This is a genomic window from Streptacidiphilus carbonis, assembly GCF_000787775.1.
Lineage (GTDB): Bacteria > Actinomycetota > Actinomycetes > Streptomycetales > Streptomycetaceae > Streptacidiphilus > Streptacidiphilus carbonis.
The window spans coordinates 92167-109103 of sequence record NZ_BBPM01000002.1 but is presented as its reverse complement, the minus strand read 5'-3'; the positions used below and the strand labels follow the sequence as shown (position 1 = coordinate 109103).

Below are 16937 nucleotides of genomic sequence, written 5' to 3'. Positions count from 1 at the left end.
GCTAGACTCCCGATTGCGCGTCAGGCCCACAGCGTCGTGCGTCTCCAACGCGGCATGCCACCGTTCCCACCATGCCGCCCCTACACGGGTGCCACCCACACCCATGCGGCAGGGGAGATCCGGACAGTAAGGACAACTGTCGTGAGCGCTGCACCCACCCAGAAGCCTGTCGTTCTCATCGCGGAAGAGCTCTCCCCCGCGACCGTGGACGCGCTGGGCCCCGACTTCGAGATCCGCCACTGCGACGGCGCCGACCGGGCCCAGCTGCTGCCCGCCATCGCCGACGTGGACGCGATCCTGATCCGCTCCGCCACCAAGGTCGACGCCGAGGCCATCGCGGCCGCCGGGAAGCTCAAGGTCGTCGCCCGCGCCGGCGTCGGCCTCGACAACGTGGACGTACCCTCCGCGACCAAGGCGGGGGTGATGGTGGTCAACGCCCCGACCTCCAACATCGTCACCGCCGCCGAGCTGGCCTGCGGCCTGCTGATCTCCACCGCCCGGCACATCCCGGCCGCCAACACCGCGCTCAAGGCCGGCAAGTGGGCCCGCAGCAAGTACACCGGCGTCGAACTGGCCGAGAAGACCCTCGGTGTGGTGGGCCTCGGCCGGATCGGCGTCCTGGTCGCGCAGCGGATGTCCGGCTTCGGTATGAAGATCGTCGCCTACGACCCCTACATCCAGGCCGCCCGCGCCGCGCAGATGGGCGTCAAGCTCATGTCGCTGGACGAGCTGCTGGAGGTCTCCGACTTCATCACGGTGCACCTGCCGAAGACCCCGGAGACCATCGGTCTGATCGGCGACGAGGCGCTGCACAAGGTCAAGCCGACCGTCCGCATCGTCAACGCCGCCCGCGGCGGGATCGTGGACGAGGAGGCCCTCGCGGCCGCCCTCAAGGAGGGCCGGGTGGCCGGCGCCGGCCTCGACGTCTACTCCAAGGAGCCGTGCACCGACTCCCCGCTGTTCGCCTTCGACAACGTGGTCTGCACCCCGCACCTGGGCGCCTCCACCGACGAGGCGCAGGAGAAGGCCGGGATCTCGGTGGCCAAGTCGGTCCGCCTCGCCCTGGCCGGCGAGCTGGTCCCGGACGCGGTGAACGTCCAGGGCGGCGTCATCGCCGAGGACGTGCGCCCCGGCCTGCCGCTGGCCGAGAAGCTCGGCCGGATCTTCACCGCGCTGGCCGGCGAGGTCGCCGTCCGCCTCGACGTCGAGGTGCGCGGCGAGATCACCCAGCACGACGTCAAGGTGCTGGAGCTGTCCGCCCTCAAGGGCGTTTTCGAGGACGTCGTCGCCGAGACGGTCTCCTACGTCAACGCCCCGCTGTTCGCCCAGGAGCGCGGCCTCGAGGTGCGGCTGACCACCACCAGCGAGAGCCCCGAGTACCGCAACGTGATCACCGTGCGCGGCACCCTGACCGACGGCCGCGAGGTCGCCGTCTCCGGCACGCTCACCGGTCCCAAGCGGGTGCAGAAGATCGTCGGCGTCGACACCTTCGACGTGGACGTGGTGCTCACCGACCACATGGCCTTCTTCCGCTACGACGACCGCCCGGGCGTCGTCGGCGCGCTGGGCCGGATCCTCGGCGAGGCCGGCATCAACATCGCCGGCATGCAGGTGTCCCGTGACGACGAGGCGGGCGACGCCCTGGTGTCGCTGACCGTCGACAGCGAGATCCCGCAGCCGCTGCTGACCGAGATCGCCGCGGAGATCGGCGCCAAGTTCGCCCGCTCGGTGAACCTCAGCGCCTCCTGACCCCGGCACCACCGCACCACCCCGGCGCCCGGCCCGTCCTCCCGACGGTCCGGGCGCCACGGCGTTCCGCGGTCAGGACCCCGTCGGCGGAGCGCCACGCGCCGCCGCGTCCAGGTCGGATCTCAGCCGGGCGGCGTCCTGGGCCGTGTGTCCCGTCGCCCCGGACGACGCCTGCTGCACCACCTGGCCCACGGTGATCTGCAACTCCCGGCTCCACTCGGTGTAGTAGCGGGTGGTCGGCCGGGGCAGCGCCCGGCCGAGGGCCGCCAGCACGATCGGCGCGGGCGCCACATGGGGGCTGGCAGCGCTGCCGCAGCGGCTCTCGGCGGCGGTCGGCAGGGCGCCGGCGTCCAGCGCCGCGGCCCTCGTCGGCGCGAGACCGCCGACCGCGTAGAGGCAGCGCTCGGAGGCGGCGTCGGTCAGCCACTGGATCACCTGGAGCGCGGCCCGGGCGTTGGGGCTGCTGGACGAGACCGCCAGGTCCTGCCCGCCCAGCGTGGTGGGGAAGGGCAGTTGGGCCGCCGCGAAGTGCTGCGCCACCGGCACCGGCGCGGTGCCGCCGGGACCCCTGTCGTCGCTGGTCGGCCGGTAGGAGGCGACCTGGTCGTAGGCGATCGGCCAGCCGCGCATGAACAGCGCCCTGCCGGTCTCGAAGTCCCGCAGGGCCTGGTCCTCCTGGTAGGTGCCCTCGGCGGGCGCGGCGGTGCTGCTGGTGAACAGCGAGGCCAGGTCGTCCAGTCCGCGGCTGAGCGCTGCCTGGCTTCGTACCGTGCCGTCGGTGTTGAAGGCCTCGGGATCCTCCGACCGGATCAGCTCCAGGGCGTTGACGCTGGCACCTTCGTAGGGCGCGAACTGCCCGACGTAGCCGTCGGTCAGGCCGGTCCCCGGATGTGCCTTGACGGTGGCAGCGGCCAGCCGCTCCAGGTCGGCCACCGAGTGCACCGAGGCCACCTGGCCGGCACTGACGAGATCGGTCCGGTAGTAGAGCAGCCCCGCGTCGGTGGTGAACGGGAGTCCGTACAGCCGGCCCTGGTAGCGGGTGGTGGCCAGCGGCAGCGGCAGGTAGCCGGAGGTGTCCCCGGTGTCCGCGCCGATCGGCCGGATGAGTTTCCCGGCGGCGAACTCCGGGATCCACTGGCTGTCCAGGTTGTAGATGTCGTAGCCGCTCGGCCCGCTGCCGCCGCTCTGGGCCGAGGCCAGCATCTCGCTGTGGACCACGTCGGCCCCGCCCGGGATCAGCACCAGTTGCAGATGGATGTGCGGGTGCTTGTCGGGATTCGCCTCCCACCAGGCCACCAGCTGCTGGTAGATGCCGGTCTCGTCGGGGACCGCGGGCGCGTTGCCGGGACCGATGCTGCTGTCGGAGCCGGAGACGATCCGGATCGTCGGGACGACGTCGCGGTCGGCCGGCAGCGCCGGCGTTCCGCCGGTGCACCCGGCCAGCCCGGCTGCGGTCCCGGCCAGCGCCAGTAAGGCGGTCAGGACCCGTCCGACGGCAGGCATGCCGCTCACCCCGGTCACCCCGTCACCCCCCTGACAGTCGGTCGAAGATCTGCGCCAGCAGCTGCCGAGGGTCGCCCTGGTCGGCGGCGTCGCAGGTACCGCCGGAACGGTTCGCGACCAGGGTCAGCGACGGGGTGCACCCACCCGGCCCGTAGGCCAGTACGTACACCGGGACGGCGGGCCGGGCCGACCCGAGCGCCTGCAGCGCCGAAGCGGCCGACCCGCCCCCGGGGTCGCCCTGCGGATAGCCGTCCCCGTTGGTGAGCAGCACCACGGACGGCTGCGGGACGTCGCCGGCCGGGGTCCCGGCCGGCGGCGGCTGCGCCAGCGGCCCCTTCGCCGCGGCGGCCAGCAGGTCGTAGTTGGCCGACGGCTGCTTCGGCGAGGCCAGCGCGGCGATCTCCACGTTGAACGCCTGCCGATGGCCGCTGTCGGCGGCGGCCATCCCGGACAGGGTCCGGTACAGCTGCTCGGGCCCGGGACCGGGGAAGGCCCAGAGGCCGAAGGAGTCACGGCTGGTCAGCGAGGTGCCCGCGGTGCCGAGGGCGGAGCTGAGGGCCGAGCCGATCCCGGGCAGGTAGGGGGCCATCGAGTCGGAGTCGTCCACCCCGACCAGGATCCGGGCCGGCGCCCGCGCGGCGTCGAACACCGAGGTGGTCGAGGCGCTCTGGGCGACGGTGGGCACGGTGGGGGCGGCCGAGGCGCAGGAGGGATCGCTGCCCACCACCCCGTTCACCGCGGAGAACACCCCGCCGCTGCCGTAGGGACCGCAGACGGTCGGGCGGATGCCGTGGTCGAGTAGGACCGAGGCGCCGTCAGGACCCCTCAGCCAGTGCTGGAAGTCGACGGCCCCGGCACGCGCCGGGGTGTCAGGGCCGGGCGCCAGCGCCGACCCGTTCCAGTCCAGCAGCTCGAACGGGAACTCCAGCGCCATGGTGTCCTTGGGGTACAGCGCCAGCAGGTGCAGCCGGCGTGCCGACTGGCATCTGCTGCCTTCCACGTCACCGGTGTTCTCCGCGATCATCGCCGCCTCCGACACCAGGTAGGCGCTCTTTCCGGCCGAACCGGACTGCGCCGCCTGCTGGGCCGAGCACAGCAGGTCCTCGCTGTCGACGGGAAAGACCGGGCGATGGCTGACCGCCCTCCGGTCGGCACTGCCGCTGACGCCCTGGTAGAGCCGGAACAGCTGGAACAGCCCGGTGTCGGAGCGGTCGGGGCTCGGCAGCGACAGGCTCAGGCCGTGTTGCGCCAGGGTCTGGTAGAGCGACTGCCAGGTGAGCCCCTGCTGGTCGGTGCCCGGGATCGCGGAGTCCCGCTCCACCGCCACCACCAGCGGGGAGTAGCCCACCGTCCCCAGCGCCTTGACCAGCGGCGCGGTCCCGGCACCCGCGAGCTGCCGCACATCGGCGGGGGAGTCGGGTATCCACACGTCGGGACGCGGCCCGATCGCGGCCAGCGCGCTGTCGGGCCAGCCGGCCCGCACCGCGGCGACGGCGGCCTGGTCGTCCTTGGCGGCGTAGACGACCAGGTGGGTGCTGAAGCAGCGGCCGGGCTCCTGCTGCTCGAAGGCGTCGACGGCGGCGGTGACGGCGGTGTAGCTCTCCTGCGAGACCAGTACCCGGACCTGGCGGGGCACGGCGCAGGCGGGCCGCTCCTCGATGAAGGCGCGGTACCCGAACGGAACCGCGACGGGCAGCAGCATCAGCACGCAGATCCCGGCCGCGGACCAGGCGTGGCCGCCGACCCATCGGCGCAGACTCCCCAGCCGGAGCAGGACGCCCGCGACCAGCGCGTTGAGCCGGGAGACATCGGTCGGCACCACCGCGATCAGTACCGCCAGGACAAAGCTCCCGCAGCCGAACTCGATCCCGGCCGCCGCCCTGCCGACGCCCACGAGCGCCGCTCCCAGCACACTTCCGATCGTGGAGACGGCGCCGATCAGGGCTATCCGCACTTTGGCCTGCGTACCCGCCATCCCCCACCCCCGCTGCGCAATCCACGGCAGTGAGGAGTATTGCCCGTTCTTCGCTTCGTGCACAGGCGTTTGCAGCCGATGTCCATCGCGAGGGCGTCTCAGATAGTAGGAAATCCAAGTAGTTCTGCAGACAGTCGCGACCGCCTGTCGTACCGTGAGGATGTCGGACGATCCGCCGTATCCTCGGCCGGCTCCGACCGGCCCCTGTCGCGGGTGATCCTCGCGCGGCCCACCATCGCCTGTCTCCGCGCACGATCGGAGTCCTTCCATGGACCAGCCGCGCCCCACCCAGACCCGCAAGTCCCCCGCCGCCGAACGGGCCAAGGCCATGGCCGCCCTGCAGCGGGCCCTCGACCGCCGCGACAACGGCGGCTCCACCGGCCACCAGTAGGCGTACCGGCACACCGGAACGAAGTCCATATTCCGGACGGCAACTGCCCACCTGTTGGGCTCCGGAGTAGGGTCGCAGACATGTCTCGCACACTCCGCCTCGCAGTGATCCCCGGTGACGGCATCGGCCAGGAAGTCGTGGCCGAAGGACTCAAGGTCCTTTCCGCCGCCCTTCCCGCCGACACCAAGGTGGAGAGCACCGAGTACGACCTCGGCGCGCGCCGCTACCACGCCACCGGCGAAACCCTGCCGGACAGCGTGCTGGAGGAGCTCAGGAACAACGACGCCATCCTCCTCGGCGCCATCGGCGACCCCTCCGTGCCCTCCGGGGTGCTGGAGCGCGGGCTGCTGCTGAAGCTGCGCTTCGCCTTCGACCACCACGTCAACCTGCGCCCGGGCAAGCTCTTCCCGGGTGTCGCCTCCCCGCTCGCGGGCGACCCGCAGATCGACTTCGTGGTCGTCCGCGAGGGAACCGAAGGCCCCTACGTCGGCAACGGCGGCACCCTGCGCACCGGTACGCCGCAGGAGATCGCCACCGAGGTCAGCCTGAACACGGCGTTCGGCATCGAGCGGGTGGTCCGTGACGCCTTCGCCCGCGCCCAGGGCCGTCCGCGCAAGAAGCTCACCCTGGTCCACAAGAACAACGTGCTGGTCCACGCCGGCCACCTGTGGACCCGCGTCTTCAACCAGGTGGCGACCGAGTTCCCCGAGGTCAGCACCGACTACCTGCACGTGGACGCGGCGACGATCTTCTTCGTCACCCAGCCCGAGCGCTTCGACGTGATCGTCACCGACAACCTCTTCGGCGACATCATCACCGACCTGGCCGCAGCCGTCACCGGCGGCATCGGCCTCGCCGCCAGCGGCAACATCAACCCCAGCGGTGAGTTCCCGTCCATGTTCGAGCCGGTGCACGGCTCGGCCCCGGACATCGCCGGACAGGGCAAGGCCGACCCGACCGCCACCGTGCTGTCAGTCGCCATGCTGCTCCAGCACCTCGGCCTGACCGACGAGGCCGCGAGGATCGAGACAGCGGTCGCCGCGGATCTCGCCGAGCGCGTCGGCCGGCCGGCCCGTTCCACCAGCGAGGTCGGCGACGCCCTCGCAGCGCGCGTAGCCGGCTGACCGGCCGGCACCGCGCAAGGACCTCCACGAGCGGTCCGGAAGCAGCACTGTCGGTCACGTCCGACAGCACGCGCCTTCCGGGCCGTTTCGTCATATGCCGAGCGGCCTCCGAAGGTGCGACTATCGACCTTGGAAGGGCTCATTGGACAATGGGTCCTGTTCCACCATGACGACCCGGTGAAGGACGTAACGCCATGACCTCCCCGATGGAGCCCATCGAGATCGAGCTGAAGCCCTCGGCTCACCCGCTTTCGGACGCCGAGCGCGCGGCCCGCCTGGCCAACCCCGGCTTCGGCCGTTACTACACCGACAACATGGTGACCATCCGCTGGACCGAGGGCCGCGGCTGGCACGACGCCCAACTCGTCCCCTACGGCCCGATCGAGCTGGACCCGGCCACGGCGATCCTGCACTACGGCCAGTCGATCTTCGAGGGGCTCAAGGCCTACCGGACCGCCGACGGCGGCGTCCAGACCTTCCGGCCCTACGCCAACGCCGCCCGCTTCCAGGCCTCCGCCCGCCGGCTGGCCATGGCAGAGCTGCCGCAGGAGACCTTCGTCGCCGCGGTCGAGGCACTGGTCCAGCAGGACCAGGCGTGGGTCCCGAGCGGCGGCGAGGCCAGCCTCTACCTGCGCCCCTTCATGATCGCGACCGAGGTCGGCCTGGGCGTCCGCCCGGCCAACGAGTACCTCTTCATGCTGATCGCGTCCCCGGCCGGGGCCTACTTCCCGGGCGGCGTCGAGCCGGTCTCGGTCTGGCTCTCCGAGGAGTACGTCCGCGCGGCGCCCGGCGGCACCGGCGCGGCGAAGTGCGGCGGCAACTACGCGGCGTCGCTGGTTGCCCAGGCCCAGGCCGCCGAGCAGGGGTGCGACCAGGTGGTCTGGCTGGACGCGATCGAGCGCCGCTGGATCGAGGAGATGGGCGGGATGAACCTATACTTCGTCTTCGGCGAGGGCGAGGACGCCCGGATCGTCACCCCCGAGCTCTCCGGCTCCCTGCTGCCGGGCATCACCCGGGACTCGCTGCTCACCATCGCGGCGGACCTCGGCTACGCCACGGAGGAGCGGAAGATCTCCACCGACGAGTGGCGCGACGGGAACGCGGACGGCACCCTCACCGAGGTCTTCGCCTGCGGCACCGCCGCGGTCATCACCCCGGTCGGCTCGGTCAAGTCCGCCCGCGGGGACTGGACCGTCGGCGACGGCACCCCGGGCCCGGTCACCCTCAAGCTCCGCGAGACCCTGCTGGCGCTCCAGACCGGGCACCGCGAGGACACCCACGACTGGATGCACCGAATCGCCTAGAGAACCCTGGGGGGCGCGGGGAACTGCGCTGCCGACCGAGCACCTCCGTAGAGGGCTGGTCGCGCAGTTCCCCGCGCCCCTTGTCGTAGATGGTCCCGAATAGTGAGACCTTCCCGCAGCGGAGTCCCCGCTGTGCCAAACTGCAGAGGTGTCCTCGCTCGCGCTCATTATCGGCAGCAGGCGCGCCGGTCCGCAGTGACCGCTCCACCACGCAAGACCCGTGGCAGGAACGGACACCGTGTCACATGACCCGCGCGCAGACCTCTCGCATCCGCGAGGGGTCTTTTTGTTTGCCGACCAGCCCCCACCAGGGGCGGGTCCGACGGACGAACGGCGCCCGCGGCGATTGGTGGACAGTGGAGTCGGCCCCCCGGCAGGCATAAAAGCCTGCCGGGGGCCAACCAAGCCCCCGGACAGGAGACCCCAGGCAATGACCCTCAGCGACGACTTCCACGTCTTCGACACCACCCTGCGCGACGGTGCGCAGCGCGAGGGCATCAACCTCACCGTCGCGGACAAGCTGACCATCGCCCGCCATCTGGACGACTTCGGCGTCGGCTTCATCGAGGGCGGCTGGCCCGGCGCCAACCCCCGCGACACCGAGTTCTTCGCCCGCGCCGCCGACGAGCTGCAGCTCGAGCACGCCCAGCTGGTGGCCTTCGGCGCCACCCGCCGGGCCGGCGGCGACGCGGCCACCGATGCCCAGCTCGCCGCACTGGTCGCCTCCGGCGCGCCCGTGGTGACCCTGGTCGCCAAGTCCCACGACCGCCATGTCGAGCTGGCCCTGCGCACCACTCTGGACGAGAACCTGGAGATGGTCCGGGACAGCGTCGAGTTCCTGCGCGCCCAGGGCCGCCGCGTCTTCATCGACTGCGAGCACTTCTTCGACGGCTACAAGGCCAACCGCGACTACGCCCTCGCCGTGGTCCGCACCGCGCACCGGGCCGGCGCCGACGTCGTGGTCCTCTGCGACACCAACGGCGGCATGCTCCCGGCCGGCGTGAACGCCATCGTCGCCGATGTGATCGAACAGACCGGCGCGCGGATCGGGATCCACGCCCAGGACGACACCGGCTGCGCGGTGGCGAACACCCTGGCCGCCGTCGACGCCGGGGCGACCCATGTGCAGTGCACCGCCAACGGCTACGGCGAGCGGGTCGGCAACGCCAACCTCTTCCCGGTCACCGCCGCGCTGGAACTCAAGCACGACCGCCGGGTGCTGCCCGCGGGCGCTCTGCAGGAGATGACCCGGATCTCGCACGCCATCGCCGAGGTCGTCAACCTCACGCCCTCCACCCACCAGCCCTACGTGGGCATTTCCGCCTTCGCCCACAAGGCGGGGCTGCACGCCTCCGCGATCAAGGTCGACCCGGACCTCTACCAGCACACCGACCCGGCCCTGGTGGGCAACTCCATGCGGATGCTGGTCTCCGACATGGCCGGCCGGGCCTCGGTCGAGCTCAAGGCCAAGGAGCTGGGCTACGACGTCTCCGCCGACCGGGAGACCGTCGGCCGGGTGGTCGAGACCGTCAAGGCCCGGGAGCTCCAGGGCTACACCTACGAGGCCGCCGACGCCTCCTTCGAGCTGCTGCTGCGCGACGAGATCAACGGCAACCAACGGCGGTTCTTCACCCTGGAGTCCTGGCGCGCCATCGTCGAGCAGGCCGCGGACGGCAGCCAGGCCAACGAGGCCACGGTGAAGCTGCAGGCCAAGGGGGAGCGGATCATCGCCACCGGGGAGGGCAACGGCCCGGTGCACGCCCTGGACATGGCCCTGCGGGCGGCGCTGGAGCGCTTCTACCCGCAGCTCGCCGCGCTGGAGCTGGTGGACTACAAGGTCCGGATCCTGGAGGGCGAGCACGGCACCCGCTCGCAGACCCGGGTGCTGGTGACCACCAGCAACGGCCAGGACGAGTGGTCCACGGTAGGGGTGGCCGAGAACGTCATCGGCGCCTCCTGGCAGGCCCTGGACGACGCCTACACCTTCGGCCTGCTCCGCGCGGGTCTGGAGCCCTGAACCGGCACGGGAACAACTGAGGGGCCGTCACGCAGCTGCGTGACGGCCCCTCAGTTCGTCCGGCTCAGCGGAGTCGGGCGAGCAGGGCGTGTTCGACCAGGGTGATCAGTGCCGATTTGGCGCTGTCGCGGCGGCGGGCGTCGGTGGTGATGACCGGGGTGTCGGGGCCCAACTGCAGTGCTTCGCGGACTTCTTCGGGGTTGTGGGTCTGGTTTCCGTCGAAGGCGTTGAGGGCGACGACGAAGGGCAGTCCGCTGTTCTCGAAGTAGTCGATGGCGGGGAAGCAGTCGGCGAGGCGGCGGGTGTCGACCAGGACGACGGCGCCGATGGCGCCGCGGACCAGGTCGTCCCACATGAACCAGAAGCGGTCCTGGCCGGGGGTGCCGAACAGGTAGAGGATCAGGTCCTCGTCCAGGGTGATCCGGCCGAAGTCCATGGCCACGGTCGTCGTGGTCTTGTCGGCCACGTGGCTGAGGTCGTCGATACCGGCCGAGGCGCTGGTCATCACGGCCTCGGTGCGCAGCGGGTTGATCTCGGAGACCGCGCCGACCAGGGTGGTCTTGCCCACCCCGAAGCCGCCCGCCACGACGATCTTCGCTGAGGTGGTCGTGCGGGCTCCGGTGGCGGCCGGTACTCCATTGGCGGGCGCCATAGGCGCGGTGGGCCTAGAGCTTGCGAAGTCCACTGAGCACCCTTTCGAGCAGTGTCACGTCTGGCGTGCCGCCGGATTCGCCTCCGGCAGCGGGTTGGTGGATCGCGACCAGGCCGGATTCTGCCAGGTCGGCGACGAGGATGCGGGCCACGCCCAGGGGCATGGACAGTAGTGCCGAGATCTCGGCGACGGACTTGATCTCCAGGCAGAGGCCGCAGATCCGCTGGTGCTCGGGGAGCAGCGTGCCGATCCGCTCGGGCGCCGCGGTGGTGGAGACCAGTGCCTCGATGGCGAGCTGGTAGCGCGGGCGGGTCCGTCCGCCGGTCATGGCGTAGGGCCGGATCAGCGGCTCCTCGTCCATCTCCGGCTCCTGGACCGGCTGCCGGCTCCAGTCGTCCGCGTACGCGGGGCGGCTGCTGTAGCCGGACCCGGTGCCGCTGTTGGTGGGCGCATTGGGCTCGGGGTTCCCGCGGGGGACCGGTCCTGAACCGTTGGAGTAGGGGTTCTCCTGGTACGGGTTTCCGCCGTAGCCGTTGCGCTGCTCCTGCTCATAGCCGGGGTAGCCCGGGGCGTAGCCGCCGCCGGGACCACCGAACGCATCGTGGCCTGTACCGGGATAACCGGTTCCGTACTGGCCGTTCTGGTCCTCGGGCGGTGTCACGGGTCCTCCTCACAGTTGAGCGACAGGGGCATTGCGCTTGCTGTACCAGTGCGGGCGTCGGGCGGAGGGGCATGTGGGCCTCAGTGGAGCAGGCTGCCCTGCAGCTCGGCGCGGAGTGCGGGGGTGAGTACCGTTCCGGCGCGGTCGACGAGGAGGGCCATTTCGTAGCCGACCAGGCCGATGTCGCTGTCGGGGGAGGCGAGGACGGCGAGGGAGGAGCCGTCGGAGACGGCCATGATGAAGAGGAAGCCGCGTTCCATCTCGACCACGGTCTGGGTGACCCGGCCGCCTTCGAAGATGCGGGAGGCGCCCTGGGTGAGCGAGGTCAGCCCGGAGGCGACCGCGGCGAGCTGATCGGCGCGGTCCCGCGGGAAGCCCTCGGACATCGCGAGCAGGAGGCCGTCGGCGGAGACCACCACCGTGTGCGACACCCCGGGGGTGTTGTCCACGAAGTTGGTGATCAACCAGTTGAGGTTCTGTGCCGCCTGGGACATCTGGCTCATCTAACGCTCCGGGTGGTTCGGGCCGCCGAAGAGTCCGGCTGCCCCGTGCTGGTCGGGGGAAGGGGTGTCGCCCGCGTTGTGTCCCTGCTGGATGCCGCGGCGCAGGTTGGTGAGCCGGCCGCGGACCTCCTCGGGCGAACGGGACAGCTGCGGGGAGGCATCCGGTACTGCGCTGCTGGGTTCCTGGACATTGCCGGGAAGCAGGTTCTGGCGGGGTACGCGACGCGGGAGGCCGGCCGGGGTGGTGCCCCCGGCGACGGGCTCCGCGGGCGGAGCAGGGGGCACCGAGGCGGACGGCATGGCCGGTGCGGCCTGGTCGCCGTCCTCGCGGGCCCCGGTGAACCAGTTGGGATGCTCACCGGCCGCGCGGTCGCCGATCGCCCGGCCGCCGCCGAGGGCCTGGCCGGGACGGCGGGTCGGCAGGCCGCTGGCGGTGCCGGCCGACGGAGCCTGGACGGGGGAGGAGGGTCGCTGGGGCAGGGCCGCCGGGGCGTTGGCCGCTGCCGGGCGGGAGACGGGGGGAAGGGGAGCCACGGGCGCCTCGGGGGCAGGTGCTGGGGCGGATTGCGGGGTCTCCGGGTAGTACGGGTGTCCGTACTGGGGCTCGGAGGGGCTGTCGGGGTACTGCTGATGACCGTACTGGTCCGGGGGGTACGCCGGATACTGCTCGGGGGCGTACTGGTCCTGACCGTACTGGGCGGCGCCGAACTGCGCGGTGTCGTACTGCGCGGTGTCGTACGACCGTTCGGGCTGGTACTGGTCCTGGCCCTGCTGGGGGTACGGCCGGCCGTTCGGGTTCCCGTTCCCGTTCGGGCCGCCGGCGCCGTACGAGTCGAAGTCGGCGGCGGTGTAGCTGCCGGCCTCGTAGCCGGCGTCGGGCGCCGGGTAGGCGGCGGCGGCCGGCCGGGCGTCGAAACCGTCGAACTCGGGGACGTAGGAGTCCGGGTAGGGCTCGTACGCCTGGGCTGCCTGCGGCTGCGGCTGCTGCTGGGCAGGGGCGGGAGGCTGCGGGGCGGCCGGCTGCTGGGGCCCCCGCGCCGCGGGCGCGCCCCCGGCCGGACCCTCCAGCGCCGCCTGCTCACGGCGCTGGCCGAGTCGCATGGTGCGCTGCATCAGGTCGGGGGAGCCGGCGCCCGGGGTGCCCACGGCGGGGCGGTCGTAGCGGCTGTCGTCGAAGCCGAGTTCGCTGGCGGTGCGCTCACCGGGCTCCGGGTACGCGCCCGTTGCCGCGTCGGGCTCGCCGTAGATCCGGGAGACGGTGAACTGCTCCTCGGGCTCGGCGGCCCGGGGCAGCTGGGTGAGGTGGTCCGGGACCATCACCAGCGAGGTGGTGCCGGCCGATTCGCCGGACGGGCGCAACTGGACCCGGATCGCGTGCCGCTCGGCCAGCCGGCCGACCACGAACAGGCCCATCTGGCGGGAGACCGAGGCGTCCACGGTGGGCGGGTCGGCCAGCTTGGCGTTGATCTCGGCGAAGTCGGCGGCGGTGAGGCCGATGCCCTTGTCGTGGATCTCGATCAGCACCCGCTGGTCGGGCAGGCGGGTGGCGGTGACCTTCACCCGGGTCTGCGGGCTGGAGAAGGTGGTGGCGTTCTCCAGCAGCTCGGCGAGCAGGTGCACCAGGTCGGTCACGGCGGGGCCGATGACATCGGTCTCGGGTATGCCGCTGAGCTCGATGCGCTCGTACTGCTCCACCTCGGAGGCGGCCGCGCGGAGCACGTCCACCAGCGGGATCGGGTCGCTCCACTCGCGTCCGGCCGACTCGCCGGCGAGGACCAGCAGGTTCTCGCCGTTGCGGCGCATACGGGTGGCCAGGTGGTCCAGCTTGAACAGGTTCTCCAGCTGGTCCGGGTCCGCCTCGTTGTTCTCCAGGTCGGTGATGAGCGCCAGCTGGCGCTCGATCAGGCTCTGCGAGCGGCGGGACAGGTTGGTGAAGATCGCGTTGACGTTCCCTCGCAGCATGGCCTGCTCGGAGGCCAGCCGGATGGCTTCGCGGTGGACGTCGTCGAATGCCCGGGCGACCTCGCCGATCTCGTCGCGGCCGCTCAGCGGGATCGGCTTCACCGTGGTGTCGACGCGCTCCGGGTCGGTCTTGGAGAGCTTGCGGACCAGGTCCGGCAGCCGCTCGGCGGCGATGTCGGTGGCGCTGTCGCGCAGCGTGCGCATCCCGCGCACCATGGAGCGGCCCATCAGGTAGGCGAGCGCGCCGGCGATCAGCACCAGGGCCAGCGCCTCGGCGGCGATGGTGATGGCCTGCTGGTTGGCGTCCTGCTTGGCCTGGTGCGCGGAGGCCACCACCTGGTTGGTGATGGTCTTCTCGACCGTGCGCTCTTCGCTGATCTTCAGGCTGGCCTGGGTGAACCAGGACGCCGGGGTGATCCCGGACGGCTTGAGCGACTTCGCGCCGGTCATCCCGAGCAGGGTGGTCTCGCCCGCGGTGAGGTCCTGGCTGATCACGGTCTTCTGGTAGAGCGCCAGGTCCTCGGGCACGCCGGAGAGCTTGACCTGCGCCTCGACGGTCTGGGTGACCCGCGCGGCCACCTGGATGGCGACCGAGAGATCGGTCGGCATCTTGTCGTACATCAGCGCGATGGTGACCAGGTTGCGCTCGGTCGCGGTGGATTCCTTGGTCAGGGTCAGCGCGTAGAGCTCGCGGCCGCGGCTGTTGATGTTCTTGTCACCGAAGGCGAGCTCGTTGTCCAGGCCCAGCAGCCCCAGGTAGATGTTGGAGTACGCCACCTCGGTGTCCACCGGGTCGTAGGTGGTGCTGGTGACGTTGTTGCCCTTGGTCCGCAGGTTGTTGAGGTTCTTGCTGACCTGGGTGCGGAAGTCGTTGAGGTCGGTGGTGATCTGCAGGTCCGGCTTGACCTGGGCGGCGTCGGCGTTCAGCACCGCGATGTCCGCGTCGGTCTGCTTGCGTGCCGCCAGCAGCTTGGGGTCGTTCTGGATGCCCTGCATCTGCGGGATGACCGCGAGGTCCCGCTCGGTCTGCATGTCGTCGCCGACCGTGGCGGCGTCGCGGACCAGGATGGCGACCTTCTCGTTCTGCCCGGCGGTGTTGGCGAGGTCCAACTGGTCCTTGACGCGCAGCCCGGCGAAGACCAGCCCGGTGATCACCGGGACCAGCACGATGGCGGTCAGCCGGGTGGGCACGCGCCAGTGGCGGAAGGCCCAGCTGGAGCCACCGCCGTCCACGGGCTGGGACTCGGCCTGCCGCGGTCCTGGGTCTGCCTGCTTCTGCCTCACTCGACAACAACCTCTCGGCCGGGGCGGCCATTTCTGACGTGCTACTGATCTGCGCGGATCGCTGGAATTTCAGCACGTACGCGGGGTACGGGCCAAACACCCCTGGTGGGTCCGCTTGCTGAGGGTAAATGGGACATAAGTATCCCATTGCGGCGAATGCGCACTCCTTGGTAGGCGTTCCGTGTGCATCCGCTCACCTGTGGTGATTCCGGTGGATGAATTGCGTGTCGAACCGTTATGAGGCGGCTCAGCGGAGTCGGGCGAGCAGGGCGTGTTCGACCAGGGTGATCAGTGCCGACTTGGCGCTGTCGCGGCGGCGGGCGTCGGTGGTGATGACCGGGGTGTCGGGGCCCAACTGCAGTGCTTCGCGGACTTCTTCGGGGTTGTGGGTCTGGTTTCCGTCGAAGGCGTTGAGGGCGACGACGAAGGGCAGTCCGCTGTTCTCGAAGTAGTCGATGGCGGGGAAGCAGTCGGCGAGGCGGCGGGTGTCGACCAGGACGACGGCGCCGATGGCGCCGCGGACCAGGTCGTCCCACATGAACCAGAAGCGGTCCTGGCCGGGGGTGCCGAACAGGTAGAGGATCAGGTCCTCGTCCAGGGTGATCCGGCCGAAGTCCATGGCCACCGTGGTGGTGGTCTTTCCGCTGACGTGGGTGAGGTCGTCGATCCCGGCGCTGGCCGAGGTCATCACGGCCTCGGTGCGCAGCGGGTTGATCTCGGAGACCGCGCCGACCAGGGTGGTCTTGCCCACCCCGAAGCCGCCCGCCACGACGATCTTCGCCGAGGTGGTGGCCCGGGTCGGAGCGGGCGGCGCCGGCGCGAAGGGCGCCGCGGGCCTAGAGCTTGCGAAGTCCACTGAGCACCCTTTCGAGCAGTGTGACGTCCGGGGTTCCGCCCGTTTCGGAGGCGGCTGCCGGTTGGTGGATGGCGACCAGGCCGGCTTCGGCCAGGTCGGCGACGAGGATGCGGGCCACGCCCAGCGGCATCGGGACCAGCGCGCTGACCTCGGCGACCGACTTGACCTCGCGGCACAGCTGGACGATCCGGGCGTGCTCGGGGAGCAGCGTGCCGGCCCGGTCCGCCTGGGCCGTGGTGGAGATCAGCGCCTCGATGGCGAGCTGGTAGCGCGGCCTGGTCCGTCCGCCGGTCATGGCGTACGGGCGCACCAGCGGCTGCCGGGCGCCCCCCTGCGGCGGCTGGGAGCCGTGCGACCCGTGGGGGCCCTGCTGGCCGCCGTACGAGCCGCCGCCGTACGCACTGCCGTACGGACCGGTGGAGCCTTGGGGCGGGGTCATCTGTCCTCCTTGAGCTGCAGCGGTCCGTTGTGCCTCTCCGCGGCGGGGTGGTGGTGCGAGGGTGTGCCGTCCCTGCGTCGCATGGACGGCCTCAGTGGAGCAGGCTGCCCTGCAGTTCGGCTCTGAGAGCCGGCGTCAGCACGTCGCCGGCGCGGTCGACGAGGAGGGCCATTTCGTAGCCGACCAGGCCGATGTCGCTGTCGGGGGAGGCGAGGACGGCGAGGGAGGAGCCGTCGGAGACGGCCATGATGAACAGGAAGCCGCGTTCCATCTCGACCACGGTCTGGGTGACCCGGCCGCCTTCGAAGATGCGGGAGGCGCCCTGGGTGAGCGAGGTCAGCCCGGAGGCGACCGCGGCGAGCTGATCGGCGCGGTCCCGCGGGAAGCCCTCGGACATCGCGAGCAGGAGGCCGTCGGCGGAGACCACCACCGTGTGCGACACCCCGGGGGTGTTGTCCACGAAGTTGGTGATCAACCAGTTCAGATTGTGTGCCGCTTGGGACATCTGACTCATCCG

14 protein-coding genes are annotated in these 16937 nt (G+C 71.2%); 5 read left to right on the top strand and 9 right to left on the bottom strand.

Annotation, left to right across the window (positions count from 1 at the left end; all coding sequences use genetic code 11):
• The first annotated feature begins 141 nt into the window (after window positions 1-141).
• A complete protein-coding gene (serA, locus tag TR46_RS01965; protein WP_042392430.1) occupies window positions 142-1749 on the top strand; it encodes a phosphoglycerate dehydrogenase in 1608 nt (535 codons plus the stop codon).
• 72 nt (window positions 1750-1821) lie between these two features.
• On the opposite strand, the gene TR46_RS01960 is transcribed toward serA, so the two are convergent.
• Together TR46_RS01960 and TR46_RS01955 are read right to left on the bottom strand one after the other, a co-directional pair.
• Window positions 1822-3252 carry an extracellular solute-binding protein gene (locus TR46_RS01960; RefSeq protein ID WP_042392422.1) on the bottom strand — a complete coding sequence of 477 codons (1431 nt, stop codon included), beginning with the start codon at window positions 3250-3252 and terminating at the stop codon, window positions 1822-1824.
• 22 nt (window positions 3253-3274) lie between these two features.
• Window positions 3275-5227: a substrate-binding domain-containing protein gene (locus TR46_RS01955; protein WP_042392420.1), complete on the bottom strand. Its 1953-nt coding sequence runs from the start codon at window positions 5225-5227 to the stop codon at window positions 3275-3277.
• Window positions 5228-5495: 268 nt separating this feature from the next.
• On the opposite strand from TR46_RS01955, the gene TR46_RS44975 reads away from it, so the two are divergent.
• The 4 genes from TR46_RS44975 to cimA all read left to right on the top strand — a co-directional run bounded on the left by TR46_RS44975 (window position 5496) and on the right by cimA (window position 10063).
• Window positions 5496-5618, top strand: coding sequence for a hypothetical protein (locus tag TR46_RS44975; protein ID WP_269084237.1), 123 nt, complete (start codon window positions 5496-5498; stop codon window positions 5616-5618).
• An 80-nt stretch (window positions 5619-5698) separates the two neighbouring features.
• A complete protein-coding gene (locus TR46_RS01950; RefSeq protein ID WP_042392418.1) occupies window positions 5699-6742 on the top strand; it encodes a 3-isopropylmalate dehydrogenase in 1044 nt (347 codons plus the stop codon).
• A gap of 194 nt (window positions 6743-6936) precedes the next feature.
• The gene (locus TR46_RS01945) at window positions 6937-8046 is read left to right on the top strand and encodes a branched-chain amino acid aminotransferase (RefSeq protein WP_042392416.1); all 1110 of its coding nucleotides are present in this window, start codon (window positions 6937-6939) and stop codon (window positions 8044-8046) included.
• 430 nt (window positions 8047-8476) lie between these two features.
• On the top strand, window positions 8477-10063 hold the full coding sequence (cimA, locus tag TR46_RS01940) for a citramalate synthase (RefSeq protein ID WP_042392414.1): 1587 nt from the start codon (window positions 8477-8479) through the stop codon (window positions 10061-10063).
• Between the two features lie 64 nt (window positions 10064-10127).
• On the opposite strand, the gene TR46_RS01935 is transcribed toward cimA, so the two are convergent.
• The 7 genes from TR46_RS01935 to TR46_RS01905 form a co-directional block, all read right to left on the bottom strand.
• On the bottom strand, window positions 10128-10748 hold the full coding sequence (locus TR46_RS01935; protein WP_439654328.1) for a GTP-binding protein: 621 nt from the start codon (window positions 10746-10748) through the stop codon (window positions 10128-10130).
• Entirely contained in the window at window positions 10729-11376 is a 648-nt protein-coding gene (locus tag TR46_RS01930; RefSeq protein WP_042392411.1) for a DUF742 domain-containing protein, read from the bottom strand. The genes TR46_RS01935 and TR46_RS01930 overlap by 20 nt, the downstream gene beginning before the upstream one ends.
• A gap of 80 nt (window positions 11377-11456) precedes the next feature.
• Complete coding sequence (locus tag TR46_RS01925) at window positions 11457-11879, bottom strand: roadblock/LC7 domain-containing protein (RefSeq protein WP_042392407.1); 423 nt, start codon at window positions 11877-11879, stop codon at window positions 11457-11459.
• Entirely contained in the window at window positions 11880-15125 is a 3246-nt protein-coding gene (locus tag TR46_RS01920; protein ID WP_042392405.1) for a sensor histidine kinase, read from the bottom strand.
• Between the two features lie 247 nt (window positions 15126-15372).
• Window positions 15373-15981, bottom strand: a complete 609-nt coding sequence (locus TR46_RS01915; protein WP_084717749.1) for a GTP-binding protein — start codon at window positions 15979-15981, stop codon at window positions 15373-15375.
• Complete coding sequence (locus TR46_RS01910) at window positions 15962-16420, bottom strand: DUF742 domain-containing protein (RefSeq protein ID WP_042392402.1); 459 nt, start codon at window positions 16418-16420, stop codon at window positions 15962-15964. The genes TR46_RS01915 and TR46_RS01910 overlap by 20 nt, the downstream gene beginning before the upstream one ends.
• Before the next feature lie 91 nt (window positions 16421-16511).
• A complete protein-coding gene (locus tag TR46_RS01905) occupies window positions 16512-16934 on the bottom strand; it encodes a roadblock/LC7 domain-containing protein (protein ID WP_034090093.1) in 423 nt (140 codons plus the stop codon).
• Between the last annotated feature and the right edge of the window lie 3 nt (window positions 16935-16937).